The 15,636-nt window shown below is 60.0% G+C and carries 18 protein-coding genes and 2 tRNA genes; 17 read left to right on the top strand and 3 right to left on the bottom strand.

Features of this window, described 5'->3' with window-relative positions; all coding sequences use genetic code 11:
* Nucleotides 1-99: 99 nt before the first annotated feature.
* From rpmJ to AC097A_RS12320, 8 genes are all read left to right on the top strand, one after another.
* On the top strand, nt 100-213 hold the full coding sequence (rpmJ, locus tag AC097A_RS12355) for a 50S ribosomal protein L36 (RefSeq protein ID WP_012348927.1): 114 nt from the start codon (nt 100-102) through the stop codon (nt 211-213).
* Between the two features lie 24 nt (nt 214-237).
* Nucleotides 238-603, top strand: coding sequence for a 30S ribosomal protein S13 (gene rpsM, locus AC097A_RS12350; RefSeq protein WP_105259338.1), 366 nt, complete (start codon nt 238-240; stop codon nt 601-603).
* A gap of 15 nt (nt 604-618) precedes the next feature.
* The gene (rpsK, locus tag AC097A_RS12345) at nt 619-1,023 is read left to right on the top strand and encodes a 30S ribosomal protein S11 (RefSeq protein WP_094481697.1); all 405 of its coding nucleotides are present in this window, start codon (nt 619-621) and stop codon (nt 1,021-1,023) included.
* A gap of 82 nt (nt 1,024-1,105) precedes the next feature.
* Nucleotides 1,106-1,729 carry a 30S ribosomal protein S4 gene (rpsD, locus tag AC097A_RS12340; protein WP_105259337.1) on the top strand — a complete coding sequence of 208 codons (624 nt, stop codon included), beginning with the start codon at nt 1,106-1,108 and terminating at the stop codon, nt 1,727-1,729.
* Between the two features lie 106 nt (nt 1,730-1,835).
* The gene (locus tag AC097A_RS12335) at nt 1,836-2,825 is read left to right on the top strand and encodes a DNA-directed RNA polymerase subunit alpha (protein ID WP_105259336.1); all 990 of its coding nucleotides are present in this window, start codon (nt 1,836-1,838) and stop codon (nt 2,823-2,825) included.
* 81 nt (nt 2,826-2,906) lie between these two features.
* Nucleotides 2,907-3,305 (top strand): 50S ribosomal protein L17, encoded by a 399-nt coding sequence (rplQ, locus tag AC097A_RS12330; RefSeq protein WP_479621076.1) that lies wholly within the window; start codon nt 2,907-2,909, stop codon nt 3,303-3,305.
* Between the two features lie 19 nt (nt 3,306-3,324).
* Nucleotides 3,325-3,401: transfer RNA gene (locus AC097A_RS12325), tRNA-Met, on the top strand.
* A gap of 188 nt (nt 3,402-3,589) precedes the next feature.
* The gene (locus tag AC097A_RS12320) at nt 3,590-4,567 is read left to right on the top strand and encodes a chemotaxis protein (RefSeq protein WP_105259334.1); all 978 of its coding nucleotides are present in this window, start codon (nt 3,590-3,592) and stop codon (nt 4,565-4,567) included.
* Nucleotides 4,568-4,698: 131 nt separating this feature from the next.
* Here AC097A_RS12320 and AC097A_RS12315 read toward each other — a convergent pair.
* Nucleotides 4,699-4,774: transfer RNA gene (locus AC097A_RS12315), tRNA-Gly, on the bottom strand.
* Between the two features lie 163 nt (nt 4,775-4,937).
* Here AC097A_RS12315 and AC097A_RS12310 point away from each other — a divergent pair.
* The 9 genes from AC097A_RS12310 (at nt 4,938) to AC097A_RS12270 (ending at nt 13,555) form a co-directional block, all read left to right on the top strand.
* Nucleotides 4,938-5,747 carry a plasmid replication/partition related protein gene (locus tag AC097A_RS12310; protein WP_479621075.1) on the top strand — a complete coding sequence of 270 codons (810 nt, stop codon included), beginning with the start codon at nt 4,938-4,940 and terminating at the stop codon, nt 5,745-5,747.
* 166 nt (nt 5,748-5,913) lie between these two features.
* Nucleotides 5,914-7,086: an ABC transporter substrate-binding protein gene (locus AC097A_RS12305; RefSeq protein ID WP_315474044.1), complete on the top strand. Its 1,173-nt coding sequence runs from the start codon at nt 5,914-5,916 to the stop codon at nt 7,084-7,086.
* Nucleotides 7,087-7,211: 125 nt separating this feature from the next.
* Nucleotides 7,212-8,087, top strand: coding sequence for a branched-chain amino acid ABC transporter permease (locus AC097A_RS12300; protein WP_105259331.1), 876 nt, complete (start codon nt 7,212-7,214; stop codon nt 8,085-8,087).
* Nucleotides 8,088-8,098: 11 nt separating this feature from the next.
* Nucleotides 8,099-9,091: a branched-chain amino acid ABC transporter permease gene (locus AC097A_RS12295; protein ID WP_479621074.1), complete on the top strand. Its 993-nt coding sequence runs from the start codon at nt 8,099-8,101 to the stop codon at nt 9,089-9,091.
* On the top strand, nt 9,088-9,888 hold the full coding sequence (locus tag AC097A_RS12290) for an ABC transporter ATP-binding protein (RefSeq protein WP_479621073.1): 801 nt from the start codon (nt 9,088-9,090) through the stop codon (nt 9,886-9,888). Before AC097A_RS12295 ends, AC097A_RS12290 begins: the two co-directional genes overlap by 4 nt.
* Complete coding sequence (locus tag AC097A_RS12285; protein WP_479621072.1) at nt 9,881-10,606, top strand: ABC transporter ATP-binding protein; 726 nt, start codon at nt 9,881-9,883, stop codon at nt 10,604-10,606. The genes AC097A_RS12290 and AC097A_RS12285 overlap by 8 nt, the downstream gene beginning before the upstream one ends.
* A gap of 72 nt (nt 10,607-10,678) precedes the next feature.
* Nucleotides 10,679-11,659, top strand: coding sequence for a Bug family tripartite tricarboxylate transporter substrate binding protein (locus AC097A_RS12280; RefSeq protein WP_479621071.1), 981 nt, complete (start codon nt 10,679-10,681; stop codon nt 11,657-11,659).
* A gap of 11 nt (nt 11,660-11,670) precedes the next feature.
* The gene (locus AC097A_RS12275; RefSeq protein WP_479621070.1) at nt 11,671-12,564 is read left to right on the top strand and encodes an NAD(P)-dependent oxidoreductase; all 894 of its coding nucleotides are present in this window, start codon (nt 11,671-11,673) and stop codon (nt 12,562-12,564) included.
* A gap of 43 nt (nt 12,565-12,607) precedes the next feature.
* Entirely contained in the window at nt 12,608-13,555 is a 948-nt protein-coding gene (locus AC097A_RS12270) for an AEC family transporter (protein WP_105259327.1), read from the top strand.
* Nucleotides 13,556-13,596: 41 nt separating this feature from the next.
* On the opposite strand, the gene AC097A_RS12265 is transcribed toward AC097A_RS12270, so the two are convergent.
* Nucleotides 13,597-14,595, bottom strand: coding sequence for a Bug family tripartite tricarboxylate transporter substrate binding protein (locus AC097A_RS12265; RefSeq protein WP_479621069.1), 999 nt, complete (start codon nt 14,593-14,595; stop codon nt 13,597-13,599).
* 110 nt (nt 14,596-14,705) lie between these two features.
* On the bottom strand, nt 14,706-15,626 hold the full coding sequence (locus AC097A_RS12260) for a LysR family transcriptional regulator (RefSeq protein ID WP_315474038.1): 921 nt from the start codon (nt 15,624-15,626) through the stop codon (nt 14,706-14,708).
* Between the last annotated feature and the right edge of the window lie 10 nt (nt 15,627-15,636).

The raw sequence follows: 15,636 nt of genomic DNA, 5'->3' as shown, positions 1-15,636 counted from the left end.
ACTGGTTTAACAGATCGAGTTTCGTTTTGATAGCAAGTTAGAGCGCATGTTCCGCGCGAATCAAAGTCGGAACGGAGCGAAAAGTTTTAGGAGAAGAAAATGAAAGTTTCGGCTTCGGTCAAGAAAATTTGCCGTAACTGCAAAATTATCCGACGCAAGGGCGTTGTGCGTGTGATCTGTACAGATCCACGTCACAAGCAGCGTCAGGGTTAATTGCAAGAGTTTTAGAGGACGAAAATGGCACGTATCGCTGGCATCAACATTCCGCCGCATCAGCATTCTGAAATTGGCTTGACAGCTATTTTTGGTATCGGTCGCACTCGCGCTCGCAAAATTTGCGAAGCTTGCGGCATTGCTTACTCCAAAAAAGTCAAAGATTTGACTGATGGTGACTTGGAGAAAATTCGCGACCAAATCGCTCAGTTTACAATTGAGGGTGATTTGCGTCGTGAGACAACCATGAACATCAAGCGTTTGATGGACATCGGTTGCTACCGCGGCTTCCGCCACCGTCGTGGCTTGCCCATGCGTGGTCAGCGTACCCGCACGAACGCACGTACTCGCAAAGGCCCGCGTAAGGCTGCTGCGTCCTTGAAGAAATAATTGGGATAAACCAACATGGCAAAAGCTCCCTCCAACAGCGCTGCACAGCGCGTTCGCAAGAAAGTTCGCAAGAACGTTGCGGACGGTATCGCCCACGTGCACGCGTCGTTCAACAACACCATCATTACCATCACCGATCGCCAGGGCAATGCACTGTCTTGGGCTTCGTCGGGTGGTCAAGGTTTCAAGGGCTCTCGCAAGTCCACACCGTTTGCTGCCCAGGTAGCTTCCGAAGTGGCTGGTCGTGCTGCGCTTGAGCAAGGTATCAAGAACTTGGACGTCGAAATCAAGGGCCCAGGCCCTGGTCGTGAGTCTTCGGTTCGTGCCTTGGCTGCGTTGGGTATCCGCATCAACATGATTGCTGATGTGACACCTGTGCCGCACAACGGTTGCCGCCCTCAAAAGCGCCGCCGCATTTAATTTATCAACAAGCCCACCGCCGTCAACTTCCGTTGACGGCTCCCGCATTTCTGTGCGGCAGATGACATAAAAGGAAGTTCAAGTGGCACGCTATCTCGGCCCCAAGGCCAAACTCTCTCGCCGTGAAGGCACCGACCTGTTCCTGAAGAGCGCACGTCGTTCCATCGGCGACAAGGCAAAGTTCGACTCCAAGCCAGGTCAGCATGGCCGCACTTCTGGTGCACGTACCTCTGACTACGGTTTGCAACTGCGTGAAAAGCAGAAGGTCAAGCGCATGTACGGTGTGTTGGAGCGCCAGTTCCGCCGTTACTTTGCCGAGGCTGATCGCCGCAAGGGCAACACAGGTGCAAACTTGATGTCTTTGCTGGAGTCCCGCTTGGACAACGTGGTGTATCGCATGGGATTTGGCTCGACTCGCGCTGAAGCGCGTCAGTTGGTGTCCCATAAGGCGATGACCGTGAATGGTCAGCCCGTCAACATTCCTTCTTACATGGTCAAGGCCGGTGATGTGATCGCTGTCCGTGACAAGTCCAAGAAGCAGAATCGTATTGTTGAAGCACTGCAGTTAGCTCAACAAGTGGGTATGCCTGCTTGGGTTGAAGTCAGCCTTGACAAAGCAGAAGGTACATTCAAGTCGGTTCCCGACCGTGACCAATTCGGCGCAGACATCAACGAATCGTTGATCGTCGAACTGTATTCACGCTAATAGCATCTGAGTCGTTGAAATCGTTCCTACGTCGCGGGCACCGCGATGTAGGTGCTTCACCAGCCTTACTGACGTAACGAGTCGGGGGTATTGAGAGGAAGTTTGAATGCAAAATAGTTTGCTGAAGCCCAAGTCCATTAGCGTTGAACAGACCGGTATCAATCGCGCCAAAGTTGCTCTGGAGCCGTTTGAACGTGGTTACGGTCATACTCTGGGCAATGCGCTGCGTCGCGTGCTGTTGTCCTCTATGCCTGGATTTGCAGCAACCGAAGTGACCATCGCAGGTGTACTGCATGAATACTCTTCGATTGATGGCGTGCAAGAAGATGTGGTTAACATTCTTCTAAACCTCAAGGGTGTGGTGTTCAAGCTCCACAACCGTGAAGAAGTGACTCTGAGCCTGCGCAAGGATTCTGAAGGCGTGGTGACCGCCGCGGATATCCAGACGCCGCATGATGTTGAAATCATCAATCCTGAGCATGTGATCGCTACGCTGTCGCACGGCGGCAAGCTGGACATGCAGATCAAGGTTGAAAAAGGCCGTGGTTATGTACCCGGTAGCATGCGCCGTTACGCCGATGAGCCGAACAAATCGATCGGCCGCATTGTTCTGGATGCATCGTTCTCTCCCGTGAAGCGCGTCAGCTACACCGTGGAAAGCGCTCGCGTTGAGCAACGTACCGATTTGGACAAGCTGGTCGTCGAAATCGAAACCAACGGTGCAGTGTCTGCAGAAGACGCCGTACGTGCATCGGCCAAGATTTTGGTTGAGCAGCTGGCAGTGTTTGCGCAGTTGGAAGGCAGCGAGCTGGCCGCATTCGACTCCCCCGCACCACGTGGCAATACGCAGTTCGATCCTATCCTATTGCGTCCTGTTGACGAGCTGGAGTTGACCGTGCGTTCTGCCAACTGCCTGAAAGCAGAAAACATCTATTACATCGGTGACCTGATTCAGCGCACCGAGAATGAGCTGCTGAAGACACCTAACCTGGGTCGCAAGTCGCTCAATGAAATCAAGGAAGTGTTGGCCTCTCGCGGTCTGACACTGGGAATGAAGCTGGAAAGCTGGCCTCCCGCTTCCCTGGAAAAACGTTAATTGAATTGAACCCCACAGGGGTTCCGTGCCACGGGCAGTACCTGATCCGGCTGCCTGTCTAAAAACTGAAGGAAAATTATCATGCGTCACGGACACGGACTACGTAAACTCAACCGCACAAGCTCACACCGCTTGGCAATGCTGCGCAACATGATGAATTCGTTGATCGAACACGAAGTCATCAAGACCACGGTCCCCAAGGCCAAGGAATTGCGTCGCGTTGTGGAGCCCATGATCACTTTGGCTAAAGAAGCCACTGTAGCCAATCGCCGTCTGGCATTTGACCGTCTGCGTGACCGCGACAGCGTGACCAAGCTGTTCGACGTGTTGGGCCCACGTTTCAAAGCCCGTCCAGGCGGCTATACCCGTATCTTGAAGATGGGTTTCCGCGTTGGCGACAATGCGCCTATGGCGTTGGTCGAACTGGTGGATCGTGCAGAAGAAGTTTCTGAAACTTCTGAAGTAACGAGGGTAGAATAGGTTATAATCTAAGTCTTGACGCGGAGTGGAGCAGCCTGGTAGCTCGTTGGGCTCATAACCCAAAGGTCGTTAGTTCAAATCTAGCCTCCGCAACCAATAGACACGTGGGATTCCACGGCAGCAAAGGCTCACCTCGGTGAGCCTTTTTTGTTTTCTGCTTAGCAATTGCATTGCAAATCCTCGTCGCATTGTTGTGCGCTACGCGCAATAATGTTTGCATCGTGTCCCCCCAAGCGCGCATGCTGGCGGGTGGGTCTCTTCCGTTTATTGACGCAGGAACTGCCATGAAAACTCCTTCCACTATCGACAAGGGTTCGCAAGCAGCTGGCCAGAGTGCCAGTGGTCGTTTGGAGTTGTTGCTATTCCGTCTGGGGGAGGCTCGGGACTCCAAGCAACGCGAATTGTTCGGGATTAACGTATTCAAAGTGCGTGAAATCGTGGTGGCACCTCACATCACGTCCATTGTGAATGCGCCACCTCACGCTTTGGGGCTCGCCAACGTGCGTGGCCAGCTAATCCCGGTAATTGACCTCCCGGGCCTCGCTGGCTGTGTCCCGCAAACTGACTCCAAGATTGTGCTTGTGACCGAGTTTGCACGTACCACTCAGGCGTTTCTCGTGGATGAAGTCGTCGAAATTGTGCAACTGGAATGGAAGCACTTGTTGGCGGCGGACAGTAGCAGCTCGGTGTTGTTGTCTGGTGTAGCACGTATCGATGGTGACGCACCGGATTCCCGATTGGCTCAGGTGTTGGATGTCGAGCAGATCCTGCGCGATGTGTTTCCAGGCGCTCACAACAACGCAGAGAAAAACTCCAGCCTTGCCAAATTGCGTTTGCCTGAGGGCTCGGTGGTGCTCGTCGCGGAGGACTCTGCGGTGGCACGCATGCTGGTGGAGGAGAGTCTGAAGGCCATGGGCGTGCAGTTCGTTGCATTGAAAAACGGGCGCGAGGTTTGGGACCGATTGGCCAGCCTGCATGGTGAAGCTGTTGCCCAGGGTAAGCATGCCCGGGACAAGGTTGCCCTGGTGTTGACCGACCTGGAAATGCCCGAGATGGATGGGTTCACGCTGACACGTAACATCAAGCAGGATTCGCGCTTTGCGGGTATCCCCGTGATCGTGTATTCCTCATTGACTGGTACCGCGAGTGAGGGGCATGCTAGCAGCGTAGGCGCGGATGCCTACGTGGCAAAGTTTGAGCCGCATGAGCTCGCCGACTCGATTGGGAAAACGCTGGCAGAGCGCCATTTGCTTCCCCAATAGGGGTGAGCGGCGCAAAATTTTAGAAGGCTTGGGAGTTGTTTGCACATGAAGTGCTGAGTACGGAAAATCGGAAAGCTCCGAGCCGTCTAGCACTTGGTATGGCGTATTGGCGCGCCATAAACCAGAAAATTTGGAGCGGGAAAAGAGTCTCGAACTCTCGACCTCAACCTTGGCAAGGTTGCGCTCTACCAACTGAGCTATTCCCGCGAATCTGAGCGGCAAATTTTAGCCCGAGTTGGGGGCGCTTTTGGCGTCGTGGCAAATAAAAAGTTGATGCATGCATTGACCTAGCCCGATCCCATGGACGTGATGCAGTGCCTGGCATGGGCGTCTCTACAATCCAGTCCCTTTGGCTACCACCACACTCTCCATGGACATTGTTGTCAACGAAGCACTCAAAGCCTATATCGACCCCCTGACGCCTGAGGAGTACGCTTCGCTGGAGCGCAGCATCCTGACCGAAGGCTGCCGTGATGCCCTGGTGTTGTGGGGCGATGTACTGGTGGACGGACACAACCGTTACGGCATCTGCCAAAAACATGGTCTGCCCTTTCAGACCTTGCAAAGCACACTTTTCCATTCGCTGGAAGATGTGCACCTCTGGATGATTGATCAGCATCTGGGGCGGCGCAGCGTCTCGGATTTTCAGCGTGGGGTGCTGGCACTGCGCAAGCGTGAAATTCTGGCGGAGCGCCAGGTGCAATCCACCGCTAGCGTGGCAGAGGCCAAGCCGGATACGAGCCCGGAAGATGCGGGTGCTGCAACTGCAGTTGCAGCGGCGCCCGGTGCGATGAAAAGCCGCGAGGACATTGCGAAGGCCGCTCGCCTGAGCAGCAGCCAGGTGGTGATGATCGAAAAAATCCAGAAGCAGGCAGCACCTGAGGTGGTGGCCGCGGTGAAGGCTGGCACCATCTCCATCAATGCGGCCGCTGCGGTGGCCACACTGCCAGCTGAAGAGCAGGTAGCGGCTGCCACTGCAGGCAAGGACCAGCTCAAACAAGCCGCCAAACGGGTGCGTGAAGCGCGGCGCACAGCACGCGAAGAGCAGGCATCGCAGGACAGCCCCGATGGTGCGGGTATGGCCGACTCCGTTGTCTTGGCTTTGCAGCAGCGCGTCACGGTGTTGGAGGCCGAGAATGCCGATCTGCGTCGGCAACTGGCCGCTCTGCAGATTGCCTAGCGCCTCTGAGGCCTCACACTCTCGAAAAAATCAAAAACGTGGGGTTTTTTATACCGGATATTGCAAAATGCTATATCAAAGAGAGCGGAATCGCGATTGCACAAGTGCTGGTTAAGCGCGATATTGGCGCCAGTGTGAAATGACAAAACCATCCAGGAGACAACACATGAACAAACGTCACTTTTTGCGTGCCACCGCGTTGGCCACTTTGGCGCTGGCAGGCACTGCCGTGCTGGCACAAGACAATGTCTTCAAGATCGGCCTGGTCTTGCCCATGACCGGCCAGCAGGCCACGACTGGTCGCCAGATTGAAGCCGCCGCCAAGCTCTACATGGCGCAAAACGGCGACACCGTGGCCGGCAAGAAGATCCAGCTCATCATCAAGGACGACACTAGCATTCCTGACGTGACCAAACGCATGGCGCAAGAGCTGGTGGTCAACGACAAGGTCAATGTACTGGCCGGCATGGGTATCACGCCTTCGGCCCTGGCCACTGCCAGCATCGCCACCCAATCCAAGACGCCTCTGGTCGTGATGGCGGCGGCTACCTCCAGCATTACCGAGGCCTCACCCTACATCGTGCGCACCAGCTTCACGCTGCCACAAGCCGCCGTGGCCATTGCCGATTGGGCACCCAAAAACGGCATCAAAAAAGTCGTCACCCTGGTGTCCGACTACGGTCCCGGTATCGATGCCGAGCGTTTCTTCAAGGACCGCATGACCTTCAACGGTGGCACGATTGTGGAATCGCTGCGCGTGCCCATGCGCAACCCCGACTTCGCCCCTTTCCTGCAAAAGGTGCGCGACCTCAAGCCCGACGCACTGTTTGTGTTTGTGCCCTCCGGCGCTGGTGCTGCGGTGATGAAGCAGTTTCTGGAACGCGGCATGGACAAGGCCGGGATCAAGCTCATTGGCCCTGGGGACATCACCGATGACGACCAGTTGAACGACATGGGCGACGGTGCCCTGGGTGTGGTCACTTCACACCATTACTCGGCGGCCCACCCTTCGGCACTGAACAAGAAGTTTGTGGAGGCTTTCAAGAAAGCCAACAACAACCTGCGCCCCAACTTCATGGCCGTGGGTGGTTATGACGGCATGCGCGTCATCTACGAAGCCTTGCGTGCCACCAAGGGCGCAGGTGGCGGTGATGCACTGTTGGCCGCCATGAAGGGTCAGATCTTCGAGAGCCCACGCGGCCCCATCTTCATCGACGCACAAACCCGCGACATCGTGCAGAACATCTACCTGCGCAAGGTCGAGAAGAAAGACGGCCAGCTCTACAACATCGAATTCGATGTGATCAAGGACGTGAAAGACCCCGGCAAGAACCGCTAACCCGGAACTTGACCGCAGACCCTGGCGGTAGCAACCAGGCAGGCAAAAAAGCGATGGCCCGTCCCTCGCTTTTTTGTTGCCCAAAATAGCGGCCCGGGCCTGAAATTACCTGTGATTGGCAAACTATGTTGACCATACTCTTTGACGGCATTGCCTACGGCATGCTGCTGTTCATCCTGGCCGTGGGCTTGGCGGTGACGATGGGGCTGATGAACTTCATCAACCTCGCGCACGGCGCCTTTGCCATGGTGGGCGGCTACATCACGGTGCTGCTGATGCAGCGCCTGGGTGTCCCATTTCTCTGGTGCCTGCCGGCAGCCTTTATAGGCGCAGGCCTTCTGGGTGGTGTGCTGGAGCGCACGCTCTACCGCCCGCTGTACCACAAGCCCCACCTGGACCAGGTGCTGTTCTCCATTGGCCTGACCTTCATGGCCGTGGCCAGCGTGGACTACTTTGTCGGCTCCACCCAGCAAATCGTGCAACTGCCCGAATGGCTCAAGGGCCGCACCGAACTCGGTGATGGTGCCTGGATGCTGGGCATGGGCCACTACCGCCTGTTCATCATCGCCGTGTGTGCGGCACTCACCGTAGCCCTGCAATACATCCTCACCAAGACCCGCTTCGGCAGCCGCCTGCGTGCCTCGGTGGATGACCAGCGTGTCGCCGCCGGTCTGGGCATTAACGTCAACGCCGTGTTCCTCTCCACCTTCGCCGTGGGCTCCGGCCTGGCCGGCCTGGGCGGCGCACTGGGGGCCGACGTACTGGGCATGGACCCCACTTTTCCCCTCAAGTTCATGATTTACTTTTTGATCGTGGTCGCCGTAGGCGGCACCTCCAGCATCACCGGCCCCTTGCTGGCTGCACTGCTGCTGGGCATTGCCGACGTGGCCGGCAAGTACTACATCCCCAAGCTGGGCGCCTTCATCGTCTACAGCCTGATGATTGTGATTCTGGTATGGCGCCCACAAGGCCTGTTTGTGCGCAAAGGGGGCAAGGCATGAGCGCGAACACCATGAATACCGATACCGCCAAACCCAACATCCTGCTCGCCTCGCGCCGCTGGCGCTGGTGGGAGGTCGTGCTGTGGGCCGCGGCACTGGCCTCGCCCTGGGCCCTGTCCAGCCACGCCCTCATCATCAACGAGATCGCCATCGTTGCGCTGTTTGCGCTCTCGCTGGACATCATCCTGGGCTACACCGGCATCGTCTCGCTGGGCCACGCAGCCTTCTTTGGCATGGGCGCCTACTCGGCGGCCCTGTTTGCCAAGCACGTCATGCCCGACCCGCTGGTGGGCATGGCGGTGGGCATTGGCACCGCCACCGTGCTGGGCGCCATCTGTAGCGTCACCATCCAGCGCGGCACCGACCTGACCCGCCTCATGGTGACGCTGGGTGTCGGGCTCATCCTCATGGAACTGGCGAACAAGCTCGACTGGCTGACCGGTGGTGCCGATGGCCTGCAGGGTGTGATGATGGGCCCCGTGCTCGGCCGGTTTGAGTTTGACTTGTATGGGCAAGTGGCCGCCTGGTACTCGCTGTGCATCTTGCTGGTGGTGTTTGTGCTGGCGCGCCGCTTTGTGGGCTCGCCCTTTGGCGCCACGCTCAAGGCTATCCGTGACAACCGCTTGCGTGCCATGGCCATTGGCATTCCGGTGGCCAGCCGCCTGGCGGTGGCCTACACCGTGGCCGCGGGTGCGGCGGGCGCGGCAGGTGCCTTGCTGGCCCAGACCTCGGGTTTTGCCTCTCTCGATGTATTTGAGTTCCACCGCTCAGCCGACGTGATGCTGGTGCTGGTGATTGGTGGTGTGGGCTGGTTGTATGGAGGGGTTGCCGGGGCCTTGATCTTCAAGCTCATGCAGGACTTCATCTCCAACATCACCCCGCAGTACTGGACCTTCTGGATCGGCCTGTTCCTGGTGGTGCTGGTGCTGGTCGGCCGCGAGCGCCTGGTGCGTCCCTGGACCTGGTTTGGTGCCAAGAAGAACAAGACCGGAGGTGCGGCATGAGCGGCCCCACAACGAACAACGCAGTGCAAACCGTCCTCAGTGCCCAGGGCCTGGTGATGAAGTTTGGCGGCATCACAGCCACCAACAACGTCACGCTGGACCTGCACAAGGGCGCACGCCACGCACTCATCGGCCCCAACGGCGCCGGCAAGACCACACTGATCAACCTGCTGACCGGCGTGCTGCAACCCACCGAAGGCAAGATCATCCTGGAAGGCCAGGACATCACCGATCTGGCGCCGCACCAGCGCGTGCGCCGCGGCATGGTGCGCACCTTCCAGATCAACCAGCTGTTTGACACCCTGACCCCGCTGGAGACGTTGGCCATGGTGGTCAGCCAGCACACCGGGCTGGGTGGCAAGTGGTGGCAGGCGCTGGGCAGCAACCGCCGCGTGATCGAGCGCTGCGAACAGCTGCTGGAGCAGTTCCACCTGACTGAGGTGATGGCGCAAGAAACCCGCTACCTGGCCTATGGCAAGCGCCGCCTGCTGGAGATTGCCATTGCGCTGGCCTGCGAGCCGCGTGTGTTGCTGCTGGACGAGCCGGTGGCCGGCGTGCCCGCGGGTGAACGCGAAGAGCTGCTGCAAACCGTGGCGGCCCTGCCGGCCGATGTGTCCATCCTTTTGATTGAACATGACATGGATCTGGTATTTAGCTTTGCCAAACGCATGACGGTGCTGGTCAACGGCACGGTGCTGACCGAAGGCGACCCCGAGCAGATTGCCAACGACCCGCAGGTCAAGGCGGTCTATCTGGGCCACGCCGAAGGTGAACTGGAAGGAGCTGCACATGGCTGAGCTGCTTAAGGTTGAGAACCTGTCTGCCGGCTACGGCGAGGCGGTGGTGCTGCACGGCGTGTCCGTCAGCATCAACGAAGGTGAAACCCTGGCGCTGCTGGGGCGCAACGGTACGGGCAAGACCACCTTCATGAACACCCTGGCCGGTGCCACGCGCCAGCATGGTGGAACGATTGCGCTGGGTGGTGCCACATTGCACAAGCTGCCCCAGCATGAGCGCGCAGCGGCTGGCATTGGTTGGGTGCCGCAGGAACGCAACATCTTCAAGTCGCTCACGGTGGACGAGAACCTGACCGCCGTGGCGCGCCCAGCGCGTGCCGGGCGTAAGGCCGCCATGTGGACGCCCGAGCGCGTGTACGAGCTGTTCCCCCGCTTGGCGGAGCGCAAGACCAACCTGGGGACGCAGCTGTCCGGTGGCGAGCAACAAATGCTGGCGGTGGGCCGTGCGCTGGTGCTCAACCCCACCATCTTGCTGCTGGACGAGCCCTGCGAAGGCCTGGCGCCCATCATCGTGCAAGAGCTGCTCAAGGCGATTCGCCGCATCACCCGCGAAGAGGGCCTCTCGGCCATCATCGTGGAGCAGCACCCGCAAGCCATCCTGGCCATCAGCGACACCGCTGCCGTGCTGGACCGTGGCACCGTGGTGCACAGCGGCACGGCGCAAAGCCTGCGCGAGCAGCCCGAGCTGCTGGACAAATTGTTGGGTGTGGCACGCTAGTGTCCGTACCATTTTGCTATTAATTTAGTAGCTTTTTGCGCATATTCCATAAGGGCTAGAGGCCAATTTGACATGAAAAACCTGAACCGTCGCACTGTTTCTCTGGGCCTGGCCTTGTTGGCCAGCACCGTGGTCGCGTTGCCCGCCTGGGCGGACACCTTCCCGTCCAAGCCCATTCGCATCGTCGTGCCCTTTGGGGCGGGCGGCGTGGCCGACCTGACCGCGCGCACGGTGGCGCAAAAGTTGTCTGAGTCCCTGGGCCAGCCCGTGGTGATTGACAACAAACCGGGCGCCGGTGGTGTGGGCGCAGGCGAAGCCGTGGCCAAGGCCGAGCCCGATGGCCACACGCTGCTGCTCATGTCCAACGGCACGGCGGTGAGCGCCAGCCTGTTCAAGAGCCTGCCGTTTGATGCGCAGCGCGACTTTACCCCCGTCTCCACCATGGGCTACTTTGATCTGGCTGTGCTGGCCTCGCCCAACGCGCCCTACAAAACCATGGCCGACCTGCTGGCCTATGCCAAGGCCAACCCCGGCAAGCTCAATGTGGGCACGGTCAACATCGGCAGCACGCAAAACCTGGCGGCCGAACTGCTTAAGACCCGTGCGGGTGTGGACTTCCTCATCGTGCCTTTCAACGGCACACCCGCCGTCACCACCGCCCTGCGCGGTGGCCAGATCGATGTGGCGGTGGAAATTCTGGGCCCCATGATGGGCCAGGTGAGCTCCAAAGCCGTGCGCCCACTGGCCGTGTTGAGCGACACACGCGCCAGCCAGATCCCGGACGTTCCCACGCTCATGCAAAGCGGTGTGAAGGACTTTGATGTGTCGTCGTGGAATGCACTCGCTGCCCCGGCCAAGACACCCAAAGACGTGATCGCCCGCCTGAACAAGGAAGTGTTGGCCGCGCTCAACCACCCCGACGTGAAAAAGAAGCTTTATGAGCTCAACGTGGAAGCGCGTGGCTCCACCCCCGAGAAGCTGGCCGAGCTGCTGGCTACTGAGACCAAACGCTGGGCCGAGGTGATTGCCAAGGCCGGTGTGCCCAAACTCTAAGGATCCGCGCCATGGCCTTGCCACTGCAACATCTGGGGTTGGTGGGTTATGGCGAGGTCGGACGCATCTTTAGCGCCGGCTTGCGTGGGCACTTCCAGTCCTGCGCCGCATGGGACCTGAAGTTTGCCGACCCGGCCACGGGCGCCGCAGCCCAGGCCATCGCAGCGGGTGTACAGGCCCAGCCCTCCATGGCCGCGCTGTGTGCACACAGCGACTTCATTCTTTCCGCTGTCACCGCTTCCAACACCCTGGCCGTGGCCCAGGCAGCCGCACCCCACCTGCGCCCCGGCACGGTGTTTCTGGACCTCAACTCCGCATCCCCTGGCACCAAACAACAGGCTGCGCAGGTGATAGAGGCAGCGGGCGGTCGTTATGTGGAGGCGGATGTCATGACCTCCGTGCCGCCCTATGGCATCCAGGTGCCGATGTTGCTGGGCGGCCCGCTGGCGGCCGAGCTGGCCGACCATCTGAACGGTCTGGGCATGGCCGCCAAGGCCGTAGCCGCCGAAATCGGTGTGGCCTCGGCCATCAAGATGTGCCGCAGTGTGATGATCAAGGGCCTGGAGGCGCTGGTGATTGAGAGTTACAGCACCGCCCGTGCCTACGGTGTGGAAGACCATGTGCTGCCCACGCTGGCCGAGACCTTTCCCAGCATTGACTGGGAGAAACAGGGCGCCTACTTCTTCAGCCGCGTGGTGCAACACGGCCAGCGCCGTGCAGAAGAAATGCGCGAGTCTGCGCGCACGGTGACCGAAGCGGGGTTTGCCCCCACCATGGCCAGCGCCATTGCTGGCAAACAGCAGGCGGTGGCCGACCTGGCCCGCGCAGGTGCGTTTGCCCATGTGGGCCAAGGTGCCCCTTGGCAGGTGTACGCTGATGCCCTGCTGGCCGCGCGCAAAGACTGACGGTATTCGCAGCGCGCCACTCTTCTCTTTTTTCAGGTTCCCCATGCTCGACATTCTGGCCATTACCGGCCCTATCTACCTGTGCATTGCCATGGGCTACCTCTGCACCCGTACGGGGGTGTTCAGCAAGCCCGATCAGCGTGTGCTGGGCAAGTTTGTGCTCAACCTCGCCTTGCCCGCGCTCCTGTTCAATGCCATTGCTCAGCGCCCGTTGCGCGATGTCATGCACTTTGACTACCTGCTGGCCTATGGCCTGGGCTCGCTGGTGATGATTCTGGGCGGTTACCTGTGGGCGCGGTATGTGAACCGCAGCGTGGGCAGCTACCGCGCCTTCTTTGCCATGGGCACCGCCTGTTCCAACAGCGGCTACATGGGCTATCCGGTGGTGCAACTGGTGCTGGGCAGCATTGCGCCAGTGGCGCTGGCGCTCAACATGCTGTTTGAAAACCTCATCAAGCTGCCACTGCTGCTCACGCTGGCCGACAACGCCGATGCGGGTGGTCACCGCCCCTGGGGCACCGTGTTGCGCGACATTGCCAGTGGCTGGGTGCGCACCCCCATGCTGGTGGTGATTCCCTTGGCGCTGTTGGTGTCGGTCATGGGCTGGAGCCTGCCCAGCCCGCTGGCCCGCACCATCACCCTGTTTTCACAAGTCACCACCGGGCTGGCCCTGTTTGTGATCGGCGGGGCATTGGTGGGTTTGCAACTCAAAGGCAAGCGGCGGCTGGTGGGCCACATCACAGTGGGCAAGCTGGTGCTGCATCCGCTGTGTGTGTTCCTTGCGTTCACCTTTGTGGTGCCGATTGCAGACCCGCAGCTGCGCACCGCCGCGCTGCTGTTTGCCGCCATGCCCATGCTGGGCGTCTACCCCATCCTGGCCCTGAAGTACGGGCATGAAGAAGTGAGCGCAGCCACTTTGTTGGTGGCCACCATTGCTTCCTTCTTCACGCTTAATGTGTTGTTGTGGGTGTTGAAGCACTACCCGCTGTAGCGCAACGGGTAAAACAACACGCCGTTCGCGTAGGCCGATGCTTAGTCCGCCTTCACCCGCCCGCCACTGATCACCGGTTTCCAGCGCGCAATCTCCGTAGCAATCAGCTTGCCAAAGTTGGCTGGGGTGTCGGGCGTGGCGATGGCGCCTTCGGCGTTCAGCCGATTTTTCAGCTCTGCAGAGTTCAGGGCCTGGTTGATCTGGGTGTTGAGTTTGGCAATCACATCGGCGGGTGTACCGGCCGGGGCCACCACGCCATACCACTGGTCCGCCTCAAAACCGGGGTAGCCACTTTCTGCCACGGTAGGCAGGTCGGGCAGGGCGTCCATGCGTTTGGGGCTGGAGACGGCCAACGCGCGCAGCTGGCCATTTTTGATCTGGCTGATGACGGCGGGCGCGCCGGTGAACAACACCTGCGTTTGACCGCCCACCAGGTCAGTGACCGCCGGGGCCGTGCCGCGGTAGGGGATGTGCAGCAGTGATGTGCCGGTCTGCAGCTTGAAGTATTCGGTGGCCAGGTTGGCAGCACTGCCGTTGCCGCCCGAGCCGTAGTTCATCTGCCCGGGTTTGGACTTGGCCAGGGCCACCAGTTCTTTCACGTTTTTGGCGGGCACGCTGGGGTGCACCACCAGCACATTGGGCACACGCGCCACCCAGGCCACGGGGGCAAAACTCTTGATCGGGTCGTAGGGCAGGTTGGGGTAGAGCGAGGGATTCACTGCCAGCGTGCCAATGTGGCCCATGAGCAGGGTGTAGCCGTCGGCCGGGGCCTTGGCCACTTTGTCAGCCCCAATGGCGCCGCCCGCGCCGGGCACGTTGTCGATGACCACCGACTGGCCCCAGGCCTCGGTGAGTTTCTGGCCAATGGCGCGCGCCAGGATGTCGGTCGAGCCACCGGGCGTGAAGGGCACCACCAGTCGGATGGTTTTGCCGGGGTAGCCGGTGGCGCTCTGTGCACTCGCTGTTTGGGCATAAAAGAGGCCGCTAGCCCCTATGGATACTGCGCAAGCAGCTATCAATTTATGAGTAATGGTGGGCATGGGCCGGGTCTCCTGCAGTGTTGGTTTGGCTGGGAGTGTGTGCGGGCGCCGCCGGTATCGGCAAGTTTGTCCCGGCCATAGCAGCTATGCCAAAAAGCGCAGGGCCGGCGCTAACTGCGGTGGATGGCCTTGAGCACCACCTGGTTCACCACGTCCATGGCCTTGCGCTGGGTTTGTGTGGTGGGCCGGCGCGAAGACCACACCAGCATCAGCTGGCTCATGATGCGCGGGCTGTGGATGGCCTGCACCGTGAAGGTGTCGGGGTTGTCAAAGTTGCTCAGCGTGTAGCTGGGCAACACGGCGTGGCCCATGCCTTCCTTCACCAGGTTCAGGATGGCGTTGAGGCCGTCCACCTCCAGCATCACCTCGGGGCGGCGGCCAATGGCCATCATCTCGCCCTCGATCAGGATGCGAAATGCGTTGGGCCGGCTCGGCAGGATCAGCGGCAGATTGGCCACGTCCTGGAGGCTGATGGCTGGCGCCGGCTTGGCGGGTTTGCTTTTGCCGCCGGTTTGTGGGTTGTGCGAGATCAGGGACAGCTCGTCCTCGTCCAGCGTGCTCATCTCCAGCTCGGTGCTCTGGCCGGGGTTGTAAAGCACGGCCATGTCCAGGTTGCCCAGGCGCAGGCCCTCGTGCATCTGCACTGAAAAACCCTCGGTCAGCGTCAGCTGGGCCTGCGGCAGATGCTCCCGAAACGCCAGCACCAGTGGCACGGTGATGAGCTTGGACAGGCTGGGTGGCAGGCCGATGGACACACGCCCGGCCAGCGCGCCGCGGGCCGCGCCCAGCTCTTCGCGCGTGAGCTGCACCTGGTGCAGAATGCCGCGCCCGTGCTCCAGCAGCAGCTTGCCGGCCTCGGTGGGCACGGCGCCGCGGCCGTTGCGTGTCAGCAGGTTTTGCCGTAGCTCCACCTCCAGCAGGCGGATCTGCCGGCTCAGCGCCGGCTGTGCCACGTCCAGCGAGATGGAGGCGCGGGTAAAACTGCCCATTTCGGCCACGCGCACAAAGTATTCAAGCTGTTTGAGGTCCATTGCGGGGCTC

This window comes from Rhodoferax sp. XS2R6, from assembly GCF_056521365.1.
Note: the sequence above shows the minus strand (reverse complement) of the source record. Positions and strands in the feature narration are given on the sequence as shown.